This is a genomic window from Asaia sp. VD9 (assembly GCF_037150015.1).
Classification (GTDB): Bacteria; Pseudomonadota; Alphaproteobacteria; order Acetobacterales; family Acetobacteraceae; genus Asaia.
In genome coordinates this window covers 75,098-101,039 of the sequence record NZ_JBBCQM010000001.1, presented here as the reverse complement: position 1 = coordinate 101,039, position 25,942 = coordinate 75,098, and the positions used below count along the sequence as shown (strand labels likewise).

General features: G+C 62.4%; 25 protein-coding genes. 18 read left to right on the top strand and 7 right to left on the bottom strand.

The genetic code is table 11. The features are described 5' to 3' along the window. The first annotated feature begins 3 nt into the window (after nt 1-3). Complete coding sequence (guaA, locus tag WFJ47_RS00470; protein WP_127101130.1) at nt 4-1,599, top strand: glutamine-hydrolyzing GMP synthase; 1,596 nt, start codon at nt 4-6, stop codon at nt 1,597-1,599. Between the two features lie 280 nt (nt 1,600-1,879). Here the strand turns inward: guaA and WFJ47_RS00465 are convergent, their stop codons facing one another. Next, a complete protein-coding gene (locus WFJ47_RS00465) occupies nt 1,880-2,707 on the bottom strand; it encodes an SDR family oxidoreductase (protein WP_336760120.1) in 828 nt (275 codons plus the stop codon). Nucleotides 2,708-3,139: 432 nt separating this feature from the next. Next, a complete protein-coding gene (locus tag WFJ47_RS00460) occupies nt 3,140-3,973 on the bottom strand; it encodes an SDR family oxidoreductase (RefSeq protein WP_336760118.1) in 834 nt (277 codons plus the stop codon). Nucleotides 3,974-4,109: 136 nt separating this feature from the next. Between WFJ47_RS00460 and WFJ47_RS00455 the strand changes: the two genes are divergently transcribed. Both WFJ47_RS00455 and WFJ47_RS00450 read left to right on the top strand, forming a co-directional pair. Next, a complete protein-coding gene (locus tag WFJ47_RS00455) occupies nt 4,110-5,006 on the top strand; it encodes a LysR family transcriptional regulator (RefSeq protein WP_336760116.1) in 897 nt (298 codons plus the stop codon). A 168-nt stretch (nt 5,007-5,174) separates the two neighbouring features. Continuing rightward, nucleotides 5,175-5,534, top strand: coding sequence for an ArsC family reductase (locus WFJ47_RS00450; protein ID WP_336760114.1), 360 nt, complete (start codon nt 5,175-5,177; stop codon nt 5,532-5,534). A 29-nt stretch (nt 5,535-5,563) separates the two neighbouring features. Here WFJ47_RS00450 and WFJ47_RS00445 read toward each other — a convergent pair whose 3' ends face one another. Beyond that, nucleotides 5,564-6,127 (bottom strand): HNH endonuclease, encoded by a 564-nt coding sequence (locus WFJ47_RS00445; RefSeq protein ID WP_025885762.1) that lies wholly within the window; start codon nt 6,125-6,127, stop codon nt 5,564-5,566. A gap of 138 nt (nt 6,128-6,265) precedes the next feature. On the opposite strand from WFJ47_RS00445, the gene gluQRS reads away from it, so the two are divergent. Further along, nucleotides 6,266-7,129: a tRNA glutamyl-Q(34) synthetase GluQRS gene (gluQRS, locus tag WFJ47_RS00440; RefSeq protein WP_336760110.1), complete on the top strand. Its 864-nt coding sequence runs from the start codon at nt 6,266-6,268 to the stop codon at nt 7,127-7,129. Nucleotides 7,130-7,231: 102 nt separating this feature from the next. On the opposite strand, the gene argH is transcribed toward gluQRS, so the two are convergent. Further along, entirely contained in the window at nt 7,232-8,713 is a 1,482-nt protein-coding gene (gene argH / locus WFJ47_RS00435; RefSeq protein WP_408868595.1) for an argininosuccinate lyase, read from the bottom strand. A 60-nt stretch (nt 8,714-8,773) separates the two neighbouring features. On the opposite strand from argH, the gene WFJ47_RS00430 reads away from it, so the two are divergent. The 9 genes from WFJ47_RS00430 (at nt 8,774) to WFJ47_RS00390 (ending at nt 17,250) form a co-directional block, all read left to right on the top strand. Further along, nucleotides 8,774-9,547 carry an N-formylglutamate amidohydrolase gene (locus tag WFJ47_RS00430; protein ID WP_336760108.1) on the top strand — a complete coding sequence of 258 codons (774 nt, stop codon included), beginning with the start codon at nt 8,774-8,776 and terminating at the stop codon, nt 9,545-9,547. After that, nucleotides 9,484-10,431, top strand: a complete 948-nt coding sequence (locus tag WFJ47_RS00425) for a shikimate dehydrogenase (RefSeq protein ID WP_336760107.1) — start codon at nt 9,484-9,486, stop codon at nt 10,429-10,431. The genes WFJ47_RS00430 and WFJ47_RS00425 overlap by 64 nt, the downstream gene beginning before the upstream one ends. A gap of 2 nt (nt 10,432-10,433) precedes the next feature. Next, a complete protein-coding gene (gene coaE / locus WFJ47_RS00420; protein WP_336760105.1) occupies nt 10,434-11,027 on the top strand; it encodes a dephospho-CoA kinase in 594 nt (197 codons plus the stop codon). After that, the gene (gene dnaQ / locus WFJ47_RS00415) at nt 11,024-11,701 is read left to right on the top strand and encodes a DNA polymerase III subunit epsilon (RefSeq protein ID WP_336760103.1); all 678 of its coding nucleotides are present in this window, start codon (nt 11,024-11,026) and stop codon (nt 11,699-11,701) included. The genes coaE and dnaQ overlap by 4 nt, the downstream gene beginning before the upstream one ends. After that, on the top strand, nt 11,698-12,609 hold the full coding sequence (locus WFJ47_RS00410) for a glycosyltransferase family 9 protein (protein ID WP_336760101.1): 912 nt from the start codon (nt 11,698-11,700) through the stop codon (nt 12,607-12,609). The genes dnaQ and WFJ47_RS00410 overlap by 4 nt, the downstream gene beginning before the upstream one ends. A 116-nt stretch (nt 12,610-12,725) precedes the next feature. Further along, on the top strand, nt 12,726-13,745 hold the full coding sequence (locus WFJ47_RS00405) for a glycosyltransferase (protein ID WP_336760630.1): 1,020 nt from the start codon (nt 12,726-12,728) through the stop codon (nt 13,743-13,745). A 3-nt stretch (nt 13,746-13,748) separates the two neighbouring features. Next, entirely contained in the window at nt 13,749-15,497 is a 1,749-nt protein-coding gene (asnB, locus tag WFJ47_RS00400; RefSeq protein WP_336760099.1) for an asparagine synthase (glutamine-hydrolyzing), read from the top strand. Between the two features lie 13 nt (nt 15,498-15,510). Then, nucleotides 15,511-16,830 (top strand): dihydroorotase, encoded by a 1,320-nt coding sequence (locus WFJ47_RS00395; protein WP_336760098.1) that lies wholly within the window; start codon nt 15,511-15,513, stop codon nt 16,828-16,830. A 48-nt stretch (nt 16,831-16,878) separates the two neighbouring features. Then, complete coding sequence (locus tag WFJ47_RS00390) at nt 16,879-17,250, top strand: hypothetical protein (RefSeq protein ID WP_127101102.1); 372 nt, start codon at nt 16,879-16,881, stop codon at nt 17,248-17,250. 144 nt (nt 17,251-17,394) lie between these two features. Here WFJ47_RS00390 and bla read toward each other — a convergent pair whose 3' ends face one another. Then, a complete protein-coding gene (bla, locus tag WFJ47_RS00385) occupies nt 17,395-18,378 on the bottom strand; it encodes a class A beta-lactamase (protein WP_336760095.1) in 984 nt (327 codons plus the stop codon). Nucleotides 18,379-18,526: 148 nt separating this feature from the next. Here bla and WFJ47_RS00380 point away from each other — a divergent pair, with 148 nt between their 5' ends. From WFJ47_RS00380 to WFJ47_RS00365, 4 genes are read left to right on the top strand one after another with little or no spacing between them, the layout of a single operon-like run. Then, complete coding sequence (locus tag WFJ47_RS00380) at nt 18,527-19,219, top strand: tetratricopeptide repeat protein (RefSeq protein WP_336760093.1); 693 nt, start codon at nt 18,527-18,529, stop codon at nt 19,217-19,219. Then, a complete protein-coding gene (locus WFJ47_RS00375) occupies nt 19,219-20,610 on the top strand; it encodes a PQQ-binding-like beta-propeller repeat protein (RefSeq protein ID WP_336760092.1) in 1,392 nt (463 codons plus the stop codon). The genes WFJ47_RS00380 and WFJ47_RS00375 overlap by 1 nt, the downstream gene beginning before the upstream one ends. A gap of 3 nt (nt 20,611-20,613) precedes the next feature. Further along, nucleotides 20,614-22,020 (top strand): ribosome biogenesis GTPase Der, encoded by a 1,407-nt coding sequence (gene der, locus WFJ47_RS00370; RefSeq protein WP_336760090.1) that lies wholly within the window; start codon nt 20,614-20,616, stop codon nt 22,018-22,020. Further along, on the top strand, nt 22,017-22,613 hold the full coding sequence (locus tag WFJ47_RS00365) for an isochorismatase family cysteine hydrolase (RefSeq protein ID WP_336760088.1): 597 nt from the start codon (nt 22,017-22,019) through the stop codon (nt 22,611-22,613). Before der ends, WFJ47_RS00365 begins: the two co-directional genes overlap by 4 nt. Before the next feature lie 27 nt (nt 22,614-22,640). Here WFJ47_RS00365 and WFJ47_RS00360 read toward each other — a convergent pair whose 3' ends face one another. Continuing rightward, complete coding sequence (locus WFJ47_RS00360) at nt 22,641-23,279, bottom strand: YitT family protein (RefSeq protein WP_336760086.1); 639 nt, start codon at nt 23,277-23,279, stop codon at nt 22,641-22,643. A 97-nt stretch (nt 23,280-23,376) separates the two neighbouring features. Between WFJ47_RS00360 and WFJ47_RS00355 the strand changes: the two genes are divergently transcribed. Then, a complete protein-coding gene (locus tag WFJ47_RS00355; protein WP_336760084.1) occupies nt 23,377-24,333 on the top strand; it encodes a LysR family transcriptional regulator in 957 nt (318 codons plus the stop codon). Between the two features lie 50 nt (nt 24,334-24,383). Here the strand turns inward: WFJ47_RS00355 and WFJ47_RS00350 are convergent, their stop codons facing one another. Beyond that, nucleotides 24,384-25,724 (bottom strand): gluconate:H+ symporter, encoded by a 1,341-nt coding sequence (locus tag WFJ47_RS00350; protein ID WP_336760082.1) that lies wholly within the window; start codon nt 25,722-25,724, stop codon nt 24,384-24,386. Nucleotides 25,725-25,942: the final 218 nt, after the last annotated feature.

The window sequence follows — 25,942 nt, the reverse complement described above, 5'->3', positions numbered from 1 at the left end:
GCCATGACTGAAACCGCCCCGCAGAACGCCGATAACCTCGACCTTCAGCTTCACGAGGATCGTATCCTGATCCTCGATTTCGGCAGTCAGGTCACGCAGCTCATTGCGCGTCGGGTGCGCGAGAGCGGCGTCTACTGCGAAATCTGGCCATTCACCGCAACGGAAGAGAAGATCCGCGGTTTCCATCCGCGCGGTATCATCCTTTCCGGCAGCCCGGCCAGCGTGCATGACGATAATGCGCCGCAGATCCCTGAGATCGTCTTCGATCTTAACGTACCCGTGCTTGGCATCTGCTATGGCCAGCAGGCCATGTGCGCGCGTCTTGGTGGCAAGGTCGAAACCCATGAGCATCGCGAGTTCGGCCGCGCTCATATCGAAATCGCCGAAGATTGCGCGTTGTTCCGTGGTGCCTGGTCGCGCGGGCATCGCGAGCAGGTCTGGATGAGCCATGGCGATCGCGTCACGGCACTTCCCCCCGGCTTCCGGGCCGTGGCCTGGTCGGAAGGCGCGCCGTTTGCGATCATCGCCGATGAAGGGCGTCGCCTCTATGGGGTGCAGTTCCACCCTGAGGTCGTGCATACGCCGCATGGCGCAGCCCTGATCAAGAACTTCACCCATGATGTGGCCGGGTGCAAAGGCACATGGACCATGGCCGGATTCCGTGACCTCGAGATTGCCCGCATTCGCGAGCAGGTCGGGTCCGGCCGCGTCATTTGCGGTCTCTCGGGCGGTGTGGATTCTTCTGTTGCGGCCAAACTGATTCATGATGCCATTGGCGATCAGCTCACCTGCATCTTCGTCGATCCGGGTATTCTGCGGGCGGGCGAAGCCGATGAAGTCGTCAAGACCTTCCGTGGCCGTTTCAATATCAGCCTCGTCCATCGCGATGCGTCGGATCTGTTCCTGAACGCTCTTGCTGGCGTGACGGACCCGGAGGTGAAGCGCAAGACCATCGGGCGCCTGTTCATCGAGGTGTTCGAGGAAGAAGCGACGAAGCTGGGTGGGGCGCAATTCCTTGCCCAGGGCACGCTTTATCCGGATGTGATCGAGTCTGTCAGCTTCACCGGCGGGCCTTCTGTCACCATCAAGTCGCACCACAATGTCGGTGGTTTGCCCGACCGTATGAACATGGAATTGGTCGAGCCGCTGCGCGAATTGTTCAAGGATGAGGTGCGTGCGCTCGGTCGTGAGCTTGGAATTCCCGAGGCCATTGTCGGGCGTCATCCTTTCCCCGGACCGGGGCTGGCCATTCGTATTCCGGGTGCGATTGACAGGGAGAAGCTCGATCTGCTGCGCAAGGTAGATTCGATCTATCTTGAGGAGATCCGCAATGCCGGACTCTACGATGCCATCTGGCAGGCTTTTGCCGTATTGCTGCCGGTTCGCACCGTCGGCGTGATGGGCGATGGCCGCACCTATGACCAGGCCTGCGCGCTGCGCGCCGTCACCAGCACGGATGGCATGACGGCTGAGGTCTACCCCTTCGATTTCGGTTTCCTGAACCGCGTGGCGGGACGCATCGTCAACGAGGTGCGCGGCATCAACCGCGTAACCTACGACATCACGTCCAAGCCGCCGGGTACGATCGAGTGGGAATGATTCTCCCGGTTTCGAACACCTGATTAGAGGGCCTTGTTGGCGTGGGCGGGGTTGACGACCCACGCCGTTCGGGAGTTCTGCCCTCCCGACACGTCGAGACATGGCCTGGCAGGCTCGGCCCACAGAGAGCCAAGATTGGCACGACCCTGTGATGTGCTCCCGGCATCGATAGAGCTGCGCCGGCAGGACGTGCGTGGACTACGTTGCGGGGTCTGCTTCCTAAGGCAGATCATTCTCAGGCGAAGGCAGATTTCCCTTTCCCAGGTGGGGATCCGCCTTGTCAGGTCCGATCCCACTCCTTGCACCAATGAACAGCGGTCGTGCCGCCATCGATCAGGAAATCACTCCCGGTGATGAAGCGTCCATCGGGGCTCATGATGAGCGCAGCGAGCGTGGCAATTTCGTCGGGTGTGCCTGCGCGCCCGGCAAGTGAGCTCTCGATCATGCTGCGATAGCTGGCGCCTCTCGGGCCACGCAATTCGTCATTTGCCAATGGTGTGATGACGATGCCCGGACTGATGGCATTGACCCGTGCGCCGCGCTTGCCCCAGTCCATGGCCTGAGCCCGTACCCGCAAGCCATTGGCGCGCTTGGAGAGCTGATAGGCATGCAGCGTGTCGCGTACAGCGTCTGGCTGCAGAAAGGGCAGATCCAGCAATGCATCCACGGGCGTCACGGCCAGTTCGCGGTCCTGCTCAGGGGTGAGCGCGCCCATTCGGTGGCCGGATTGTGACGAAATGACGAGGGCGGCGCCATCGCCCGCCATCACCTTGCCAAAGCATTCGAGAACGAGCGCCGTCCCGTAGAGATCGATTTTGAGAATCGTCTCGACGGAGGCCTGGGAAGGCGAGACACCGGCAGCCTGTATGAGACCGGTGATCGGCCCCAGCGCTTGCGCCTGCGTTGCCAGCGCCTCGACCGAGCGGCGAGACGCGATATTCACGTCGGTGGTACGCACATCGTAGCCCGCATCTGCGAGGGTTTTCGCTGCGGCTTCGGCATTGCCAGGCGTCACATCGGCAATGAGCAGGATCTTGCCAGCGCTTATGCGCCGCGCAATGGCCTGACCGATCGAGCCAGCACCGATGAGAACGATGACATCAGACATTGAGGTTTCTCCTTTCTTCGTTGACACAGTGTGTTGTTGAGACCTCCCGGGTCGATTGGATTGGAGACCGGGGAGGGTTTTCTGGCGGACTCAGGCATCATCTTTGAGAGGCTGGCTTTGGCGGTCAGGGAATAAGGTCGGCCTACCCGGGAAGAAGGTGGCGACATACGGTCCTGTCATGGGTTCACTTTCGGGCATGACAGGCTGCACCCCCCCTTGCTGTCAACGGGAATTGCGCTTCCAGATCCATGGGCTCGGAGTGATGCATGAGTCACGCGCAGCAAGGAAGGGGGGCCCTCCCAGCTCCGGTGAAGTGCCTTGATAGGGAGCCACTGCGCGTGTGAGGTGGCGTGACGCATTGCCAGTCCCGCTCGACAACCGCTGATAGGATGAACCGGTTTTGGCACGCGGTCCGGCGCGCATGGGGACGGACTAACCCGGCGCGGGGAGCCGCCCGGCACGCATGGCTGCGATTACGCCGCCATCAATCAGAAGATCGCTCCCCGTGATAAATTCGGCATCCGGTCCAAGCAGGAAGCTTGCGGCGATCGCAATTTCATCCGGGGGCGCCATGCGTTTGGCTGGTGATGCTTCAACCATGGCGCGATAGACAGGACCGATCTCGGAGGCGAGTTCATGCGCTGCGAGTGGTGTGACGACGATGCCGGGGCTGATGGCGTTGACGCGCGCAGCTTTCTCACCCCAACGGACCGCCTCGGCCTGGACTCGCAGATAATTCGCGCGCTTGGCGACCATATAGGCGATCATGCTATTTGGGATTGCCTCTGGTTGGAGGAACGGCAAGGTGAGCAATTCATCCGCTGGTGTCGAAGCGAGTTGCTTTTCCTGGTCTTCAGGCAATGGACGCATCATGTGACCTGCCATGCTCGATATGATCAGCCCCGCGCCCCCTGGTGCGATCACGGCGCCGAACGCCTCGAAAACGAGCGCCGATCCGTAGAGATCGACCTCGAGCACAGTCTGCGCCGGGGCCATATTGGGCGATAGCCCCGCCGTGTTGATGACCTGCATGACCCGGCCGAGCTCCTGTGCTCTGCGGGCCAGCGCCTGCACTGAAGCGCGTGATGTCACGTCCACGTCTTGTGTGACGACATCATAGCTCGCCTCACGAAGGCGCATCGCGGCAGCCTCGAGCGTTTGCACGTTTCTGTCGGCGAGCAGAAGCGTCTTGCCGACACCCTGGCGCCGGGCGATGGCTTCTCCGATACCGCCTGCGCCGATGATCACGACTAGGTCTCTCGTCATACTCAATCTCCGCTCTCTGCACCTCTCGCGGGGGGTGAATTCGCGCCGGAGGTCATTCGGGAAGACAGATATAGCCGTCTGTGTTTTTATAAATTAGACGCTGTATTCTGCATGGGCTTATCATCAGGGTTAATCAATGAGACGCGAAGAGCTGAGCGATCTGGTGGTGTTCCTTGCTGTTGCCGAGGCACGCAGCTTCACGCGGGCAGCCGCCCTTCTGGGCGCATCCCAGTCCGCAATCAGCCAGATCGTCCGTCGGCTCGAAGCCGGGATGGGTGTCAAGCTGCTGACCCGCAATACGCGCAATGTCGCTCCGACCGAAGCGGGAGAGCAATTGCTGGCGACGCTGCGTCCCGCTCTCAACGACATCGACGCCCAGCTCTCGCGCCTAAGTGCGCTGAGGGAGAAACCTTCCGGCACAGTGCGCGTCACCTCCAGCCGTCATGCAGCGGAGACCATACTCTGGCCCACTGTGGGGCGTTTGCTTGAAGCCTATCCCGAACTGGTGATCGAGATTTCCGTCGACAGCCAGTTGACCGATATCATCACTGATCGTTTCGATGCAGGCATCAGGCTCGGCGAGCAGGTCGCAAAGGACATGATCGCCGTGCCGATCAGCCCGGAACTGCGCATGGCTGTCGTCGGCTCACCCGATTATCTGGCGGCCCGAGGCGTTCCCGCGACCCCCCATGATCTTACGGGACATGCCTGTATCAATATCCGTATGCAGACACGTGGCGGCCTTTATGCATGGGAGTTCGGCCGCGACGGGCGCGATCTCAAGGTGCGTGTTGAAGGGCCGCTCATCCTCAATGACGTGCCGATGATCCTGCATGCTGCGGCACAGGGCGTGGGCCTTGCCTGCGTTCTGGAGGATCAGGCCCTGGCCCTTCTGGCATCGGGGCGGCTCGTACGGGTTCTGCAAGACTGGTGCCCCCCGTTTTCGGGCTATCATCTCTATTATCCCGATCGCCGGGAGCTACCCCCTGCTTTCAGGATTCTGGTCGATGCGTTGAGGTACCGGAAGCCTTGATAGGGGGCGGTGTCCTGGTGTGCTTGCGCGGAGTCGAGGGCGGTGCAGTTGCCGTGCTGCGCTCAATGCGGATGATGATCGATTGGTTGGCGCAGTTACCGTGACCCGCAGTCCGGCCCGGCATGGGCAGGGTCGAGCTCATCGGGAAAGTTGGGAAAGGAGACGCTCATGGAAAATCAGCCGGTATTATACGGAATCACCACCTGCGACACGGTGCGCAAGGCACGGCGCTGGCTTGAGGGAGAGGGGATTGCCTATCGCTATCACGACCTGCGGAAGGACGGATTAAGGGCGGATGATCTTACCGTCTGGATGCGTTCTGTCGGATGGGAGGCTCTGCTCAATCGGGCCGGGACGACCTTCCGCAAGCTGCCCGATGCCGAGAAGCAGATCGCCAATGAGGCACAGGCCTTGGCTGTGATGCTGGCCCATCCCACCGTGATCAAACGGCCGGTTCTGGTGCAGGGAGAGAGGGTGACGCTCGGCTTCAAGCTCCCTGTCTACGAGGCCCTCTTCGCGCAAGGCTAAATGCAACCCGAACGCGCGTGTAAAAAGGGTCAGCCTTCGAGTTCGCTGTCCCAATACAGATAATCCCGCCAGCTCTCATGCAGGTAGTTCGGCGGGAAACTGCGTCCGTTCTCCTGCAGGCGTCGCGTCGAGGGCTGGACCGGGCGAATACGGGGATGCATGCCGATTTCGGAAGGCAGTTTGGAGCCCTTGATGAGATTGCAGGGGCTGCAGGCTGTCACGACATTCTCCCAAGTGGTGCGCCCCCCCTTGGCGCGTGGGATAACGTGATCGAAGGTCAGCTCATGCGTCGGCAATCGATCATGGCAATACTGGCATGAAAAATTATCGCGCAGGAAGACGTTGAACCTTGTGAAGGCAGGACGTCGTGCCGTCGGGATGTATTCCTTCAGCGCAATGACGCTCGGCACGCGCATCACGCAGCTAGGCGAATGCACCTCGATATCGTCATATTCGCTCAAGACCGAGACGCGGTCGAGAAAAACGGCCTTGACGCTTTCCTGCCAGGACCATAGCGACAGCGGGAAGTATGAAAGCGGACGAAAATCCGCGTTCAGCACAAGGGCGGGGAAATGCTGGGCGCTGGCAAGCATCGATCGCATCCTCTTTTACAGGGCGGCACGATCGGATTATCTCAAGCGCGACGGGAAACCAGCGCCTATAGATACGCGCCGTCTGTCTGATAGCGCTGACTATTTCAGCTTTCCGTGAACAGGGCAAGCGAAGGTTTGATGACAGGATTTCGCACACGTTTCGCCCCGAGCCCGACGGGATATCTGCATTTGGGGCACGTGGCTTCTGCCAGCTACGCGCGCGCCATGGCGGGCCCTGAAGGATCGTTCCTGATTCGTATTGAGGATATTGACCCGCAGCGCTGCCTGCCGCGTTTCGAGCAGGCCTTGCGCGAAGACCTCGACTGGCTCGGGTTTGGGAGCGCGCTTCCCGTGCGACGTCAATCTGATGATCTAAAGACCTATCGGTCCGAACTTGCGCGGTTGCACACCATGGGGCTTGTCTACCGCTGTGCCTGTTCGCGCGCGCAGGTGCAGGCGGGCACGAAGGGGCGGGCTCCCGACGGGAGCGCGGTTTATGGTGGGAGTTGCCGCACGGCGCGTATAGGGGCTGATACGCCCCATGTTTGGCGGCTCGATATGCAGCGGGCACTCGCTGCCATCGGGCACGCACCGGGCTGGGAGGAATGGTCGCCTCACGGCAGGCGTGCTGTTTCCAGCCGGGCTGCCGAATTTGGCGATGTGGTTCTGGGTCGCCGCGACAACGGCGTATCCTACCATCTCTGCGTCACGGTGGACGATGCACGCCAGAAAATCACCCTCGTGACACGCGGGGCGGACCTGTTCGAGGCGAGTTCGGTCCATCGTGTGTTGCAGACACTGCTGGGATATGAGGCGCCGCTCTATGCCCATCATGGCTTGATTTGCGATGAGTCGGGCCAGAAGCTCTCGAAGCGCGATGGGGCGGAGAGCCTGCGTGCCCTGCGCGACAAAGGGTATGACGCACGCCAGATCATGGTTCTGGCGCGCGCCTCCTTGCCAGATGCGCCCGTTATTCCGGTGGGTAGGAATGTGGATAGGTGATCTTGCTGGCTGGGCCAGGGGCATGGGGGGCGCCCTTCTTGCCGCAGGCTGTCAGCATGACGCACGCGATAAGGCTCAGTGAAAGCAATTGCACTGTGATTTTCACGCGTTTTTCTCCTCGAGGCGTGCGAGCCAGATTTGTGCAGCCTTGGTGACGTTGGCAGGCGCCGTGCCGCCCTCGCTGGTGCGGGATGCGAGCGAGGATTCGACGGTCAGGACGTCGAAGATCGTGGCATCGATCTGCGGCTCGACGCCCTGCATCTCCTCAAGCGTCAGATCGGCGAGATCGCAGTTCTTCGCTTCCGCCATGCCGACCAGACGCCCGGTGACGTGATGCGCCGTGCGGAAGGGCAGACGCGGCACACGCACCAACCAGTCGGCCAGATCGGTCGCGGTCGCAAATCCTGCCCCGGCCAGAGCGCGCATCTTGTCGGTATTGGCCGTCATGTCGCGGATCATCCCGTCCATGGCCGCGAGGGACAAGGTGGCGGCTTCGGTCGCGTCGAATACCGGTTCCTTGTCTTCCTGGGTGTCCTTGGCATAGGCCAGAGGCAGGCCTTTCATGACCATGAGCAGCCCCATGAAATCACCGGTAATGCGCCCGACCTTTGCGCGCACAAGTTCGGCAGCATCGGGATTCTTCTTCTGCGGCATGATGGAGGAACCGGTTGTGAAGCCATCGGAAAGCCGCACGAAGCTGAACGGTGCGGAGCACCACAGAACGAGCTCTTCGGACAGGCGCGACAGGTGCATGCCGAGCAGGGAAAGCGCAGAAAGATATTCGAGCGCGAAGTCGCGATCGGAAACCGCGTCGAGAGAATTGGCCGTCGGGCGGTCGAAACCAAGGGCGCCCGCCGTGAAGCGGCGGTCGATCGGAAAGGATGTGCCGGCCAGCGCGGCCGAGCCGAGCGGGCACTCATTGAGCCGCGCGCGGGCATCGCGCAGACGGTCGCGATCGCGTGACAGCATCTCGACATAGGCCAGAAGATGGTGCCCGAAGGTCACTGGCTGGGCCACCTGCAAATGGGTAAAACCCGGCATGGCATCTGAGGCGTGTTCCAGCGCGCGCGTGGCGAGGGAACGCATGAGGGCGGTGATCTGCCCGCTTATCCCGTCAATGGCATCGCGCACCCAGAGGCGGAAATCGGTCGCAACCTGGTCATTGCGCGAGCGCGCCGTGTGCAGGCGCTTGCCTGCCTCCCCGATGCGTTCCGACAGACGGGCCTCGATATTCATGTGAATATCCTCGAGGTCCTGCGAGAAGGTGAAGGCGCCGGCCTCGATGTCGCGCGCGATGCCATGCAGACCGTCGCGGATTTCCTGCTCTTCCGAAGCGGTCAGCAAACCGACGCGTGCGAGCATGGCCGCATGGGCCAGAGAACCACGGATGTCCTGACGCCACAGCTTTTGGTCGAAATCGATCGAGGCATTGATATCGGCCATGATGGCCGCAGGTCCGGCCGCAAAGCGCCCGCCCCATTGCGGGTTCGCCAGACGGGCCTCGCCCTGAGTATTCGTCTCGCCACTGGCGGAGGGGAGCTGGGGCGCGGTCGGTCGATCTGTCTCGGTCACGGGGTTGTCCATGGCGTAGGGATTATGGTCAAGAAGGGGTAACCTAGTCAGTCAGCATGGTGCGCGCAATTCATGAGCGGGTTTCCTTCTCTTCTCGGCCCAGACGATCCTGCTCCCTTCAGGATCACGAAGGCGACATCGGACTCGCCTTTCCTTCTCGTCAGCGACCACGCCGGGCGCGCCGTCCCGCAAAGCCTGGGACGGCTCGGTGTCGCCGAGAGCGATTGGGGGCGCCATATCGCCTGGGATATCGGCATCCATGGCGTGGGGGTAGCGCTTCAGGCCCTGCTGGGCGCTGATCTGGTCGAGCAGGTCTATTCCCGCCTCGTCATCGACAGCAACCGGGCGCCGGGCCACCCGACCTCGATTCCGGCCATCTCCGATCACACACCGATCGGCGGGAATGCCAATCTCTCGGCGGCGTGTCGTGCGCGCCGCGAGAGCGAGATCCTGCATCCTTATCACGACCAGATCGCGGCCCTGCTGGCCGCCAGAACCCGGCCCACTGCGCTGATTGCCCTGCACAGCTTTACCCCACGCATGAACGGGGCGGAACGGCCCTGGCATGTCGGGATTCTGCATCACCGCGATACGCGCTCAGCCGGAGTCATGCTCGATCTGCTGCGCGGCGAGGGCGATCTCTGCGTCGGGGATAATGAGCCCTATGTGCTGACCGCCACATCGGATTATACCGTGCCCTATCATGCGGAACAGGGCGGACTGCCCTATCTGGAAATCGAGATCCGTCAGGATCTGATCGAGAACGAGGCAGGGCAGAACTCTTGGGCACAGAGACTGGCGCGGCTATTGCCGCTTTACTGGAACGCCATCTCAACGGCGAAATGAGCCTCGATCAGGCCAGGGCCGCGCTCGACGCCTTGTTCACGAAGGATCTGTACCCGCAGGGGCGGCCCGTCCTCGCCGCCGTGACGGGTTGGCCGCTCACCTATACGCGCTCGCCGATCCTGCATAATGACTGGTGCGCGCAATACGGGATCAACGGGCTTTATCTACGTCTGCCTCTCAAGCCCGAGGATTTCGAGCACGGTGTGCGAGCGCTTCAGGCGCTTGGGTTTGCCGGGCTCAATGTCACCATTCCGCACAAGGAAGCCGCCTATGCGCTGGTGGATCGACACACCCATGACGCGCGGCGCGCCGGGGCGGTGAACACGCTTGTGTTCGAGGCGGACGGGTCGATCGAGGGCGGCTGTACGGACGGTATCGGCTATCTCGATTCCCTCCGTGAAGCGGGGGTGACCTTGCCACGTCGCGCGCTGGTTCTGGGGGCAGGCGGGGCCGCCCGTGCCGTATGCGCCGCCCTGCTCGATGCAGGTTGTCGCGTGACGCTCGCCAACCGTACGAAAGCGCGCGCCGAGGCTTTGAGTGCCGCGCTGGGCGGTGGCCATGTGATCGACTGGCAGGACTGGCCCGAGCATCTGGCAGAGGCCGAGCTGCTAACGAACACCACATCGCTCGGCATGACGGGGCAGGATGTCTTTGACTGGGCGGGGAGCCTGTCGAAGGCTGCGGGATCGTTGGTTGTGTCCGATATCGTCTATGTCCCGCTAGAAACACCGCTCCTCGCCGCGGCGCAGGCACGCGGTCTCGCGACGGTGGATGGACTAGGCATGCTCATCCATCAGGCCCGTCCCGGTTTCGAGGCCTGGTTTGGGCGTCGGCCCGATGTACTTCCAGGGCTGCGCGGGCGTCTGATCGAGACTCTGGACTGATCATGCGTGTTCTGGGGCTGACTGGAGGTATGGGGGCGGGCAAGACCACGGTAGCGCGTTTCCTGCGCCGCGCTGGCTGGCCGGTCTTTGATGCCGATGCGGCGGTCCATGTCCTGCAGGCGCGTGGGGGTGCCGCGGTCGCTGCTATTGCGTGCCGCTGGCCCGACTGCGTGCGGGACGGCGCTGTGGACCGGAGCGCCCTGCGTCGCGCCGTCATCGGCCAGCCTGCCGAGATTGCGACGCTGGAGGCGATCATCCATCCTCTGGTGCGCCGGGCACGCCGCGTTTTTCTGGGGCAGATGCGTCGCCGCAGCGTGGCCATCTGCGTGCTCGATATTCCGCTCCTCTTCGAGACAGGGGCGGATCGCGACTGCGATGCGGTTATCGTCGTCACTGCCCCGCTCGATATCAGGCTGCGCCGGATCATGAGGCGGCGCTCTTTGACTGAGCCTCAGGCCCGCGCCCTGCTCGCGCGCCAGATGAGCGATAGCGAGCGTAACAGGCGCGCCGATATCCTGTTGCGCAATGGCCTCTCTCGCGGCCATACCGCGCGGCAGATGAAACGCCTGATTGCCAGAATGGAGAACCCGGCATGAAACGCTCGATCCTGTTCGATACGGAAACGACGGGGCTCGATCCGGCGACGGGGGACCGTGTAATCGAGATTGCAGCGCTCGAGTTGATCGACGATCTGCCGACGGGCGAGACTTTTCACGTGCTGATCAACCCGGAGCGCGATGTCCCCCCCGAGGCGAGCCGCGTGCATGGTTTTACGCTCGATGATCTGCTCGACAAGCCGAAATTCGCCGAGATCGCCGACGCATTCCTGGCCTTCATCGGTCAGGACGAAATGATCGCCCATAACGCGCCCTTCGATTTCGGCTTCATCAACGCTGAGCTGAAAGCGTGCGGCAAGCCGATCCTTGAGCGTTCGCGCATGGTCGACACGCTCGAAATGGCCAAGAAGCGCTATCCGGGACTGCCCAATTCGCTCGATGCCCTGTGCCGTCGCCACGATATCGATCTTTCGGCGCGTACCACCCATAACGCGCTGCTCGACTGTAAATTATTGTCCGAAGTCTATCTCGAACTCATGGGCGGCCGTCAGCGCGGGCTGGGCCTCGCCGTATCAGGCAGCGGAGGGGGTGTCGCCACCTACCGCGCCAATCCCGACCGTGTGCCCCGGCCGATGGCGCCCCCCGATGACGAGGCCCGCGCAGCGCATGAGGCGTTCGTATCCGGGCTCAAGGAGCCGATCTGGCTGCAATGAAGCGTATCCTGTTCATCACCGCTAACCGTCTGGGCGATGCGGTCATCTCTTCGGGTGTGCTGGCGGAACTCATGCGCCGTCACCCCAGGGCGCGCATCACCGTGGCATGCGGACCCGTAGCGGCCTCCTATTTCGAGCCATGTCCCGCAGTCGAGCGGGTGATCGTGGTCGACAAGAAGCCGTTCGATCTGCATTGGGCGGGGCTCTGGTGGACATGTGCGCGGCGTTTCTGGGATCTGGTCATCGATTTGCGCGGATCGGGGGTGTCGTTTTTCCTCCCGGCATTACGCCGACGCATCCTCCGCGGCGGTCGCCGGCCGGGCGCGCGTATCGGGCATCTGGCCGATGCCTTTCCCGATCCGGTCACGCTGATGCCTGAGGTCTGGTGCCGCCCCGAACAGGAAACGCTCGCGGCGGAAATCCTGCCCGCATCCCGGACCTACGCGGCCCTCGCACCCACAGCCAACTGGGAGGGCAAGATCTGGCCATCTGCCCATTTCGTCGAGATAGGGTGCAGGATGCAGGCGAGAGGCCTCGTGCCGGTGGTCTTCTACGGTCCCGGGGAAGCCGAAAAAGCACTCGCTTCGCCTGTTATCGAGGCGCTGGGACACGAAAACGGGGTGGTGCTCGATATGGGCGGCCAGACCAGCCTCGGTCTGGTTGCGGCGTTGCTGAAGCGCTGCGCGGTGTTTGTGGGCAATGATTCCGGGTTGATGCATCTTTCCGCTGCCGCCGGTGTGCCCACTCTTGGCCTGTTCGGCCCTAGCCGCGCTTCCGAATATGCACCGACCGGGAAGGCGGCCCATTTCGTGGCTGCGCCCGGCCCCGAGGGGGAGGCACCCATCGCAGGGCTCCCGGTCGAGACCGTCTGGCACGAGGCTTGTAAGCTGATGCCGGATGAAGGATGAACACGGTCATGGGTCACGTCTCGTCCGATATGCCATCGTCTCCTGCCTCGCTCTCTGACGCTGGGGCTCGGTGCTTGGCCCCTGAGAGTCTCCCCCCTTTGCGCCTGGCGCATGTGATGGCCGGCGCGCCGAGTGGCGGCGCCGAGCTCTTCTATGAGCGGCTCAGTATGGCGCAGCATCAGGCCGGGCATGAGGTGCTGGCGCTTCTGCGCCGTGATCCGGGACGGGAGTCCCGGTTGCAGGCGCGAGGGGTCGCAACAAGAGCGCTCCGTTTTGGCGGCAGGCTCGATCTGCTGACTACGCCGTGCCTGAAGCACCATCTGGCATCGTTCAAACCGGATATTGCCGTCGCCTGGATGAGCCGCGCGGCCCGCATGATGCCCATGGGGGACTGGCCGGTGGCCGGGAGGCTGGGCGGCTATTATGACCTCTCCAACTACAGGCGCTGCACCGATCTGATCGGGAATACGCGCGGACTGGCGCGCTGGATGGTCGAGCAGGGCTGGCCCGAGCACCATGTGCATTATCTGCCCAATTTCGCGCATGATCTGGCTGATATCGCACCGGAACGGCCGTCATGCGTGCCCGACGGCCAACCGTTCATTCTTGCTCTCGGTCGGTTGCATCGGAACAAGGCGTTCGATGTGCTGATACGCGCCATGACGAGTCTGCCGGGCGTGCATCTTGTGATCGCCGGGGAAGGGCCGGAGCGCGAGGCTTTGACGGCTCTGGCCCGAGGGGAAGGGGTCAGCGCGCGGGTGCATATGCCCGGGTGGGTGCAGGAGAGCGGGGCGTGGTTGAAAGCGAGCGACCTGCTTGTCTGCCCGTCGCGCATCGAGCCTCTGGGCAATGTCGTCATTGAGGCGCTCTCGGCAGGCCGTCCCGTTGTGGCAAGCGCCATACAGGGGCCGGAAGAAATCCTGTCCGGCACGCAGGATGGTCTGCTCGCCGAGGTAGAGAATCCGGCCTCCTTCGCACAGGCTATAGGGCGGGTGCTGGAAAGCACTGCGCTCGCGGATACGCTGTCACAGAACGGGCGCGCCCGATTCGAGCGTGAATTCTCCGCTCCGACGGTTCTGGCGCGCTGGGATGCGTTTTTGCGGCAGGCTGCCTCAGGGCACGGCAAGGAGAGTTGAGCCATGTGCGGCATTGCAGGAATGGCTTGTCTTCCCGGCTATCATCCCGATCTGGTCGTTCTGCACCGTCTTGCCGGGGCACTGGCGCATCGCGGCAAGGATGGAGAAGGGTTCCATGAGACGGGCAATGCCGCCCTGGTGCATCGTCGCCTCTCCATCATCGATCTGGAAGGGGGCGCGCAGCCCCTGATCCAGGGGGATCTGGCGCTGGTGGCGAATGGCGAGATCTATAATGACCGCGCCCTGCGCGACAGGTTACACGATGCGCCGTTCAAGACAGGCAGCGATTGCGAGTCCCCGCTTTTTTTATGGCCCGAATGCGGGGCAGGATACGGGTTCGAGTTGCGGGGCATGTATGCCATTGCCCTTCTCGACAATACGGGCCCCGACACGGTCCTTGCGCTCAGCCGTGATCCGTTCGGGATCAAGCCACTCTATTATGCCGAGACCGGACAAGGGGTGGTCTTCGCTTCCGAACCGCAAGCGATTCTCGCGACCGGGCTCGTGGCGCGCAGCATCCGTCCGCTGGCGCGAGATCAGTTGCTTCAGGCGCAGTTCGTGGCCGGACGCGAGACGATCTTTCCGGGCATCATGCGCGTCCTTCCCGGTGAGACGCTGCGTTTCGTCAATGGCAGGCTCGATCATGCGAGGAAACTGCCTGCGCGCCATGGCCGGATAGACAGGGATCTGACGGAGGCCGAGGCGCTTGCGCGGCTCGACGCGGCTCTGATGGACAGCGTACAGGCCCATGAGCGGGCGGACGTGCCTTTTGGCATGTTCCTCTCCGGCGGGATCGACAGCACGGCCGTGCTCGCGGCCATGACGCGTCTGGGCAATGGCGCGCCTCTGGCCTGGACCGCGCGTTTCGATGCGGGTGAGATCGATGAAAGCGCGCAGGCCGCCAGCATGGCCCGATCGCTCGGGGCGCAGCATCATATCCTGACGGTCACGGAGACAATGGTTTGGGACCATCTGCCGCAGATCGTGGCCTGTCTGGACGATCCGGTCGCCGATTACGCGGTTATCCCGAGCTGGTTTCTGGCACGTGAGGCCCGAAAGGACGTGACAGTGATCCTAAGCGGCGAGGGAGGGGACGAACTGTTTGGCGGATATGGTCGCTACCGTCGCGCCATGCGGCCCTGGTGGCGTGGCGGGCGTCTGCCGTGGCGCCGTGGCATGATGGATGGTCTGTGCACCCTGCCCACGGGCAAGGCCTGGCGTCAGGGTTTTCATCCCCGCCCTGACGAGACCCGGCTGCGCGCGGTGCAGGGGCTCGATCTCGACGAATGGCTGCCCAACGATCTGCTGATCAAGCTCGATCGCTGCCTGATGGCGCATTCGATTGAGGGGCGTACGCCCCTGCTCGATCCGGTGGTGAGCGCGCTGGCCTGGTCATTGCCCGATGACCTCAAGATACGGGGCGGGCATGGAAAATATCTGCTGCGTCGTTGGGTTGAGGCCCATGTACCGGGGGCCGAACCCTTTGCGCCCAAACAGGGATTCACAGTGCCCGTCGGGCAATGGATCGCCGCGCAATCAAAGCGTCTGGCGCCATTGGTAGCGTCGAGCCCCGCTTTCGCCGGGGTCATCGCGCCTGAGACGATCAAGACCATTATCGAGAGGGCAGGAGAGCGCCGCGCGCGCCATGCCGCCTGGGCTTTGCTCTTCTATGCCCTCTGGCACCGCCTTCACGTCGAGACTGGCCCGTCAGGGGGGGATGTGTTCGAGACACTTGCCTCTGCCGTGCCCTGAGAAGGAGAACACCATGCATTATGATCTGATCATCAAAGGGGGCACCTGCGTCTTTCCCTGGGGAGAGGCGCAGGCCGATCTGGGCGTGACGGATGGGCGTATCGCGAGTCTTGCCGTCGGCACGGGGGACAGTGCGACGCAGGTAGTCGATGCCAAGGGCCTGCATGTGCTGCCGGGCATGATCGATTCCCATGTCCATCTGCGCGATCCCGGCAATGCGGCCATCGAATCCATCGCCACAGGCACGCGCGCCGCGGCTCTGGGCGGGATCACGATGGTGTTCGACATGCCAAACACCTCGCCCTCCATCACCTCTGCCGAAACCATCGCTGACAAGCGTCGTACGGTGGCGGAAAACGCGCTGATCGATATGGGTCTGTATGTTGGCGCGACGCGCGCCAACACGCCGGGACTCGCAGCCCTGGAACAGGAAGAGGGGATCTGTGCGATCAAGGTCTTTGCCGGGTCTTCGACCGGCGATCTGATGATCGAGGACGATGAGGGCATTGAGGCAGTCCTGCGCAGCGGTCATCGCCGCGTCGCTTTCCACTCGGAAGACGAATACCGCCTTCAGGCGCGCAAGCCGCTTTTCGAGACAGGTATGCCTCACGTGAACCATATGATCTGGCGTGATGAGGAATGCGCATTCCTCGGCACGCGCCGCATCACCGCGCTGGCACGCAAGACGGGGCGCTCGGTGCATATCCTGCATACCTCGACCGCCGAGGAGCTGGAATGGCTCGCCGCTCATCGTTCCCATGTGAGCGTCGAGGTGCTGGTCAATCATCTCACCCAGGTCGGCCCGGAATGCTATGAGACACTGGGCGCCTATGCCGTGATGAACCCGCCCATCCGGGATCGCCGTCACTATGACGCGTGCTGGGAGGCCGTGCGCGACGGGCGCGTGGATGTCGTTTCCTCCGATCATGCGCCGCATCCGCGCGAGGCAAAGGAAAAGCCCTGGCCGCAATGTCCGGCCGGACTGACGGGTGTGCAGACCATCCTGCCGCTCATGCTCGACCATGTGAATGCGGGCAGGCTGAGCCTCAGCCGTCTGGTGGATCTTATGGCGGCCGGACCCGCCCGGATCTACGGCTTGCTGACGAAGGGGCGTCTGGCAGTTGGCTTCGATGCTGACTTCACCCTTGTCGATCTGAAGGCGCGGCGCGAGATCCGCAATGACTGGATCGCGAGTCCGGTAGGGTGGACGCCTTTCGACGGCAAGCAGGTCACGGGCTGGCCGATGGCCACCATCGTGCGCGGCCATGTGGTGATGCGCGATGATGCGATTGTCTCGGCACCGATCGGGCGTCTGGCCCGATTTGCGCCGTAATTATCGCGCACTCCCCCACACTCCTTCTCTCCAGCAGATCGCCTGATCATGAATCGCATCGCTCTCACGCTTCTCACGACCGCCTGCCTTGCCGGTGGGTCTACTCTGTCTTCGGCTCATGCCGACCCACGCGCCAAATGCGGGCAGGAGCCGAGCGCGCCGTCGATCGCGGCGACCGATACGGCGCATTACAATGCGAGCGTGGACAAGTTCCAGGCCTATGAGAAGGAGGCCCGCGCCTATAATAGCTGCGTCGCTGCGGCGGCCCAGAAGGAAGAGCAGGCGATCAGCGAGGATGCGCGCGATCGCATCGCCAAGATCCATGCTGTCAGTACCGGTGTTCAGCAGCGCATTGCCGCCAATTTCAGCCATCTCTCGGCTGAACTGACGGCAGCAGGCAAGAAGCTCGCCAAGCACTGAGAAACGTCGTCCTGCGTTCATGCAGGGCCGTAAAGTCTTCATGCCAGGGATGGGCTCGTGCCCATCCCTTTTTCTATGGCGGTCCTGCGAGGTTCGGACCTTCCCCGCTGCGGGGCGCGCAGCACGAGCCTCGTGTTTGCAGGATCAGGCGATCAGCCGCGGTGCAAGGGCGCCGAGATCATGGAACACGTTCCTGAAGCGTGTCTCGTCAGGTGTCCCGCCTGCCGTATAGACGGCGATGATCAAGGATTTGCCGATGCCTGGGTCCGGTGCCGCGAAAGCGATATCGGCGGCAATATCCTGGCCGTTATTGCCTGTCTTGTCGCCGGAGATCCAATGGGGTGGCAGGCCTGCGCGCAGACGATGGGTCCCTGTGTTGCAACTGATCATCCAGCTCCGCAGAAGTGCCGCCGAATTCGGGTGGAGCAACGTTCCGTGCACAAGGCGATGCAATGTGCGCGCCATGGCGACAGGGGTGGTCGTGTTGGCGGCCGCATCGGCCGAGGGCCGGTTCAGCTCCGGCTCGTAGGCATCGAGACGGGTAATCTCATCTCCGCTCTCGCGCCAGAAATGGGTGAGGGCAGCGGGGCCGCCGATGTGACGAAGCAGCATGTTGGCGCACACATTATCGCTGGCGGTCACGGCTCCGGCGCAGAGCGCAGCAAGACTCAGACTGCCCGCATCACGGTTTTTGCGGGCTACTGGGGCCCAGGCAGAGGCGGTGAAATCGCTGTCGAGGAAGGGGAGGCGGGTGGTGAGCTCATCTTCATCGCGGTCGCATCGGGCCAGCACGCAGGCCACCAGCGAGGCCTTGAAGCTGCTGCACATCAGAAAGCGCTCATTGCCGCGCCATGTCAGGGCAGCCCCGGTTTCCGGGCAGAAGATATGGACCCCCAGTCGGCCTCCACATCCCTTTTCGTAGCCCGTCGCGATCATGCCCAGAGCCTGCTGGGCATCGAGAGAATGATCGGGGATCAGGGTCGTCGCGCCCGCAAGTCTGGTGGCGGGCTGGGTCTTGGCCGAAGGGGAGGTGGCGAGGGCAAGCGTGGCTCGGGAAGCGACCCCGATCAGGGGCAAGCCGAGGATAAGCCGTCGTCTCACCATTGAAAAAGCGGGATCAGGATGCATGAAAGGGCCTCGTGTAACTGCAAAGATGCTCTTCTGACGCTCGGTTGTGTCTGAAGTTTGTCCGGTCCATGTCCGAAATGACAAAGCGATTTGCCGCATGGTCCCGGCGTCTGTATGGTTGGAAAGATAGTGTCGCAAGAGGATGACGGTGGCAGACGAGTTTTTCAGTCAGGCCCAGGCGGAAATGCGTGCAGCTGAGATGCGCGCAACCGCCCGGCGTTTCGGGGGTGTAGCGGCTGGCGTGGCGATTATCGCCCTGATCGGTGTCGGCGGGTGGCAGTGGCAGATCCATCGTCATCATCAGGCTCAGGCCGAGGCATCGGGGCGTTATTACACGGCCATGGAGGCCCTTCAGGCCCCGCAGCCCGATGCCGCCAAGCGTACCCAGGTCGAAAAGACACAGGAAGCTGTCCTGGCCGATCTTGCAGCGAAGGCCCCGGGTGCGACGCGTGAATTTGCCGCCATCAGGCTTGCCCAGCTCAAAGCCCAGGCGGGCGATCTCGCGGGGGCGCGCAAGGTCTGGCAGGGTGTCATCGACACGAAGGGCGCCAACCCGGCCTTTACAGCGCTGGCTCGCCTGCTGCTGCTCAACAGCCATGTCGACGATAGTGACACGACCGAAACTCGCAAGGGCTTCGAGCTTCTGGCCGCCAATCCCGGCCCCTGGCGCGCTTTTGCGCAAGAAGGTCTGGCCGCTCTCGACCTGCGCGCGGATGCCACGCCTAAGCAGCACGAGGAGGCACGCAGCCTTCTGACCGGGCTTGCCCAGTCTCTTGACGCGCCTGACGGTGTCCGCCAGCGCGCTTCCATCCTTCTACAAACATTCGGCGGAGCCGGTTGATGCCCACGACCCCCAAGAACTCCCTGCGTCAGCCGGGACGCCGTTTCTTCCTCGGTTCGACACTGGCGGGAACGGCACTGCTGACCGGGTGCGGCATCTTCAAGGATGAACCCAAGCAAATTCTTGCCGGCAAGCGCTACGACGTGCTGTCTACGGGCGCGGGGCTGGTGATCGATGAGGAAGACCACACCCCGATCAACTTCCCGGCCGCGCAGAACGTCGTCTCCTGGCCGATGGTGGGGCGTGTGCCCGATCATATGGGCGTCAATGCCAGCTGGGCCGGTCCGCAACTTGCCTGGTCGCGTTCGATCGGTCACGGTATTTCGGAACCCGCCTTTCTGCATTTCGTGGCACTCGGACCAAATGGTCGTGGCGCCATTCAGTCCCCACCCGTGATTGATGGTGGTCGTATCTATACCCGCGACGGCGTGGGGACGGTGCGCGCATGGACATGGCCCGCCATGAGCGCGCTCTGGACCTTCATCCCCAAGGGCAACAAGATGCGCTCGAGCGATCTTGGCGGCGGCATGGGGCTGTCGGGCGATACGCTTTATATCGTCGACGGTGTTGGCCAAGTTATCGCGGTTGGCGCCGAGACCGGCAAGGTCAAGTGGCGTGCCGAGACAGTCGTGCCCGGACGCTCGGCTCCGACCATCGTGGATGGGCGCGTGTTCTTCGGGACCATTGATGAGCGGCTTTTTGCCCTTAATGCCGAGACAGGCGAGCAGATCTGGACCTATCAGGCGACTGAGGCCGACACGGTGATGTTCGGCCAGTCCGCTCCGGCCGTTGCCAATGGCGTGGTGGTGGCCGGTTTCGGCAGTGGCGATCTCGTCGCCCTGCGGGCAGAATCGGGCGAACTGGTCTGGAGCGACAGTCTTGGTGGGTCCAACGGCCGTGGCGCCATGCTCGATCTGGCCTGCGTGCGTGGCGCGCCGGTCATCAAGGATGGCACCGCCTACGCCGTCTCCCTCTCAAAGGTCCTGGTGGCGATCGACATGCGCTCTGGACGCCGTCTGTGGGAGCGTGAAGCAAGCGGGCAGAATACGCCGCTGATCGTCGGTGACTGGCTCTATGTCATCTCGTCCGATCAGCAGCTCGCTTGTGTGGACCGTCTCTCGGGCCATGTGCGCTGGATCCATGATCTGCGCCGCTTCAAGAACGAGACGAAGCAGAAATACGCCGTGACCTGGTTCGGGCCGGTCATGGCTGATGGCAAGCTCGTCTGCGTGTCCTCGCTCGAGGAAAACGGTCTGCAGGTGATCGACGCTGTGACGGGCAAGGCCACCGCTCCGCTCAAGACCAAGAAACCGACCCTGGTCGAACCCATCATCTGTGACGGCAAGGTTCTTGTGCTGTCCACGGATGGCAATCTGAACGCATATGGTTGATCCGTGACTGACTTTTCTACTCTTCCGCTCGTTGTTATCGCCGGGCGTCCCAATGTCGGTAAATCGACTCTTTTCAACCGGCTGGTAGGGCGGCGTCAGGCCATCGTGTCTGACATGCCGGGCGTCACACGCGATCGCAAGGAAGGAGAGGCCCTGCTGCGCGGGCGCAAGGTGCGTCTGATCGATACAGCCGGTCTTGAAGAGGCGGCGCCTGACACCTTGTTCGGCCGGATGCGCGCCTCATCGGAATCGGCGGTAGCCCAGGCCGATCTGGTCCTGTTCTGTATCGATGCCCGCGCGGGCGTGACCCCCGCTGACAAGCATTTTGCCGCCTGGCTGCGCAAGCAGAACAAGAAGGTGTTGCTTCTGGCCAACAAGGCCGAGGGCGCAGCAGCGACCAATGAGGTGCTCGAGGCCTATTCGCTTGGCCTCGGTACCCCTCTCGCGCTTTCTGCGGAGCATGGCGAGGGTATCGCGCATCTGATGGGCGAGATTGCCGACCGTCTGCCCGAGGGGGAGCGCGTACGCGAGAAGCCCCGCTCGCGGGCCAAGCCGCTCGATGAGGATGGCGAGGAAATCGAGGAGCGCCCTGCGGGGCCGTTGCGCCTCGCAATTGTGGGACGACCCAATGCAGGAAAATCGACGCTCCTGAATTGCCTGCTCGGCGAGGAACGCATGATCACCGGGCCAGAACCCGGTCTCACGCGTGATTCAATTGCTGTGTCGCTTCATGATGAAATTGGCCCGATTCAGCTTGTGGATACGGCAGGTTTGCGTCGCAAGGCACGCATCGAGCAGGATCTCGAGCGTATGTCGGTCTCCGCCTCCATCGAGGCCCTCAAAATGGCCGAGGTGGTCGTGCTCACGCTCGACGCCACACTTGGCGTACACGAGCAGGACCTGCAGATTGCCCGGTTGATCGAGCGCGAAGGTCGCGCTTGCGTTCTCGCCCTGAACAAATGGGACGCGGTCGAAGATCGTGCGGCAACGCGCCAGGCGATCGCGGATCGTATCGAGACGTCGCTTGCTCAGATGCGTGGCATTCCGGTGGTCACCTTCTCGGCCCTGACCGGTGCGGGGGTGAACAAGCTCCTTCCCGCCGTGCGCCGTGCGCATGAGGTCTGGAACAGCCGCGTAACCACGGGCGAACTGAACCGCTGGTTCGAGGCGGCACTGGAGCGGCATCAACCGCCACTGGTGGATGGTCGTCGCCTGAAGCTGCGCTACATGACGCAGGCCAAGTCGCGTCCGCCGACCTTCATTCTGTTCGGTACGCGTGCGGAACTCCTGCCTGACGCGTACAAGCGCTATCTCGTGAATGGGCTGCGCGAAACCTTTCACCTGCCCGGCACACCCATCCGTTTGCAGTTGAGGGGCACCAAGAACCCTTATGCGGAGAACAAGTCATGAGCCATACCGCCCTTGTGTTGATCGAATATCAGAATGATTTCGTCACCGAGGGCGGGGCGTTGCATGACGGTGTGAAGGCGGAGATCGCGCGCACAGGGATGATCGATCGTACTATTGCCCTGGTGCGTGAGGCGCGCGCCAGAGGCGTGCAGATCATTTGGGTACCGATCGAATTTGCCCCGGGCTATCCCGAGCTTCCTGCCGAACCATACGGGATACTGGCCGGGGTCAAGGCCACCTCGGCATTCCGCAAGGGCGAATGGGGCGCGCAGATCATTGAGGCATTGACGCCGTACGACGAGGATGTCGTGATTGCCGGCAAGCGAGGACTTTGCGGCTTCGCGAGCACCAATCTGGATTTCGTTCTGCGTCATAACGGCATCACGCGTGTGGCGCTGAGTGGTTTTCTGACCGATTGCTGTGTGGAATCGACCATGCGTACGGCTTATGAGCTGGGCTATGACGTGATCACTCTGACCGATTGCACGGCCAGCCTCTCGCAGGCGCAGCATGAGGCCGCTATCGCCTATACCTATCCCATGTTTTCACGTCCCATGACGTCGCGGGACTTTCTGGAAACGCTCGCTTCCTGACCGGATCATGAACGCGTATCGGGTGTCTCAATGCCCGATATAGCGTCCCGGCCGGTGATAAACGATCAGGATCCCGCTCGTCGCGACGGCGCTGACAAGAGACAGAGCCATCTTGTCTTTGGGCAGGAAGAACGCTGAGACGGTCAGGATGACGACGTCGATCGCGATCTGCACACGCCCCGCATTGATGCCCCGCGACTTCTGTAGCCACAACGTGACAATGCCTGTGCCGCCGACACCGGCCTGATGACGGGCAAGGCACAATATACCGAGCCCGATGATCGTGCCCGCAAAAAGGGCGCTGAAGAGCGGATTGATTTCCGACACCGTGATGACGCGCGGCATCAAACCGCCAAAGACCGTGACCCCCATGCTCGCGATCATGGTCCTGACCGCAAAATTCGGGCTCATGGCTTTCAGGGCGAATGCGAGGAAGGGAATGTTGATGAGCGTGAAGAGCAGACCCGGCGAGAGCGGCAGGAAATAGGACAGCAGAAGCGCGATCCCCGCCATCCCGCCCGTCACCAGCCCGGCCTTGTGCAGACAAAGGATGCCCATCACGATCAGAGAGCATCCGATCAGAAAGGCATAGACGTCCTCAGCGAGCGAATGGCGCAATCCGCCTGTATGCGGCGTCGATATGGCGGTCGAGGCAGATGGGCCCATGGGAGCGAACTCGCAATTGCGTGAAAGTGCCTACTTTACGCCTGCCTAAAGCAATAAGATAATATGATCTTCAGATCGGATATATAGGATTATACCTATGGTACCCCCGCAGATCACCTTTCGTGAATTGAGCCATTTCCTTGCGGTTGTCTGTCAGGGGGGATTCGTCAGAGCCAGCGAATCGCTACATGTCAGTCAGCCTTCGGTCAGCCAGAGTGTCCAGTCTCTAGAGACAAAGCTGGGCACGCAACTGATCGTCAGGGGTAGAAAAGCGATTGCCCTGACCGAGAAGGGGGAAGTCCTGAGGCGTTACGCCGAGCGTACCTTGCGAGAGGAGATGAGCCTGCGCGACATCATGGGTAGAGACAGTCAGGGCCTAGAGGGGCGTTTGCGCGTCACCGTACCTCCGGCGCTTTCCTCGGTATGCTTCCCCGCAATCATCGAGAGTTTTTGTCGTGAGCATCCCGGCGTGATGCTCGAAATCGACGAATCACCGTCTGAAAAGCTGATGCCGCGCTTGCGTGGAGGACAGACAGAAATTGCGGCACTCATCGTGCCTGGCGGTGAAGAAGCGCTGCATTTTTACCCTCTCGGGCGGGACCATCTCTGCCTCGTAGTGCCTGACGCCCATGACCTCGCGGAACGGCGTTCCTGCGCGCTGTCGGAAATCATCCAGGAGCGGGTGGCGCTGCTCCGAGAGGACTTCAAGATCAACCGTTTCATCCTTCAGGCCTATGCCGGGCATGGCGCGAAGCCGCGCGTGGTTGGGCGCACAGGGGATATCCATCTGCTCATGGCCATGGTCCGGTCGGGGCTCGGGCTCGGTATCATCCCTTCCGCCCTGTGTCGTGGCGTCTGGATGGAGGGGGTGAGGGCGCTGCATCTGCACTCACCTGTCATGGGTTTCGATTGGGCACTCGCCACGCGGCGGGACCATGGGCTTTCACCGGCTGGTGAGGCATGGCGCAAAACCTGCCTGGAGCATTTCACCCACTCGATCCTCCCGGAGGAAAACCTCCTGGAGGAAGGCTCCTCGCGGGGGCGCCCCTCGTAGGTCAGTGTTCAGAAGGAACGCCCCTAGGCGCCGTATCGGCCCGCCCTCGGTCAGATCACCAGCGAGGCCAGAAGGCAGAAGCCGAGGCCAAGAAACGCGATCAGGGTTTCGATCACGCACCAGGTCTTGATGGTCTGGGGCACGGTCAGGCCCAGATATTCCTTGATCTGCCAGAAGCCCGCATCATTCATGGGGCCGAAGGCGACCGAACCGGCACCCGTAACAAGCACCATGAGTTCGGGCGAGACGCCATGGCTCTTGAGAAGGATCGGTCCGGCAATGCTCGAGGCAGTGCTCATGGCAACAGTCGCCGAGCCACAGGCCACACGCACGATCACGGCCAGAAGCCAGCCCAGCACCAGAATTGGGACGTTGAAATTCAGCGCCGTGTCGGTGATCACCTTGGACACACCACTATCGACCAGTTCGCGGCCAAAACCACCGCCGGCTCCAACCAGAAGCATGATCAGAGCGGTCGGGCCAAGGCACTCATTGGTGAAATGCAGGATCGTCTCACGGGAGAAACCGCGCGCCAGACCCAGCACGTAGAAGGACAGGATCACTGCCAGAACGAGGGCAATATCGGTATTGCCGATAAAATGGAGCGCCGTATTCAGTGTCGTGCCTGGCGCCGAGACGCGATCGGCTACCGAGGCGACCAGCATGAGCACGACGGGCGAAAGAATGGTGAACACCGTAATCGCAAAGCCCGGCATGTTCTTGGGTGGCTCGCGATTGACGAATTGTTCGGCCAGTGGATTGGCCTCTGTCAGCGGAACGCGCGGTGCGATGAACCGCGCGAAAAGCGGTCCGGCGATGATCGCAATGGGTGTGCCGATCAGGATACCCAGGAAGATCGTATGGCCGGTATTGGCATGATAGGCCGAGAGTGCCAGCAGGGTCGCCGGATGGGGCGGGATCATGGCATGGGTCACGGACAGTGCTGCGCCCATGGGCAGGGCCACGCGCAGCAGCGGCATATCGGTACGCGCCGCCAGCACGAAAGCGAGCGGGATAAGCAGTACGAACCCGACCTCGAAAAACACCGGGAGTCCGATAAGCAGCCCGATGATCATCATGGCCCAGTCCACACGCGACCGGCCCGCGCGGTTCGAAATCGTCAGGGCGATCCTGTCTGCCCCTCCTGATTCGGCCAGCATCTTGCCCAGCATCGTACCGAGCGCGATCACGGTCCCGACATGGCCGAGCACATGGCCCGCGCCCTCCTCGAAGGATTTCACCACCTTGTCGGCAGGCATTCCGGCGGCGAGCGCGAGAGCAAGCGATGTCGTGAACAGCACGATGAACGGGTTGAGCCTGAAATAGGCGATGAGGACGACGATCGCGAGGATCGCGGCGGAGGCAAGGGAGATGGCAAAAAGCGCAGACATGGCGTGATCTCGGGGGCCGAAACGGGTTTCTGTCAACGTGTCGAACCCTGTCAGGATGTTCACATATTGGGCAGGTTTCTTACAACCCGCATCCTCGCTGGCTTTGCGCGTCGGGATTTCTGGATCGATCCAACGAACGCTGCGGGGGGTGACGCGAGTCGGCGCTTGCGGTGGGCATGGCGCCGCGACCCCGGAGGCTCTATGCACGAAAGCCCTGC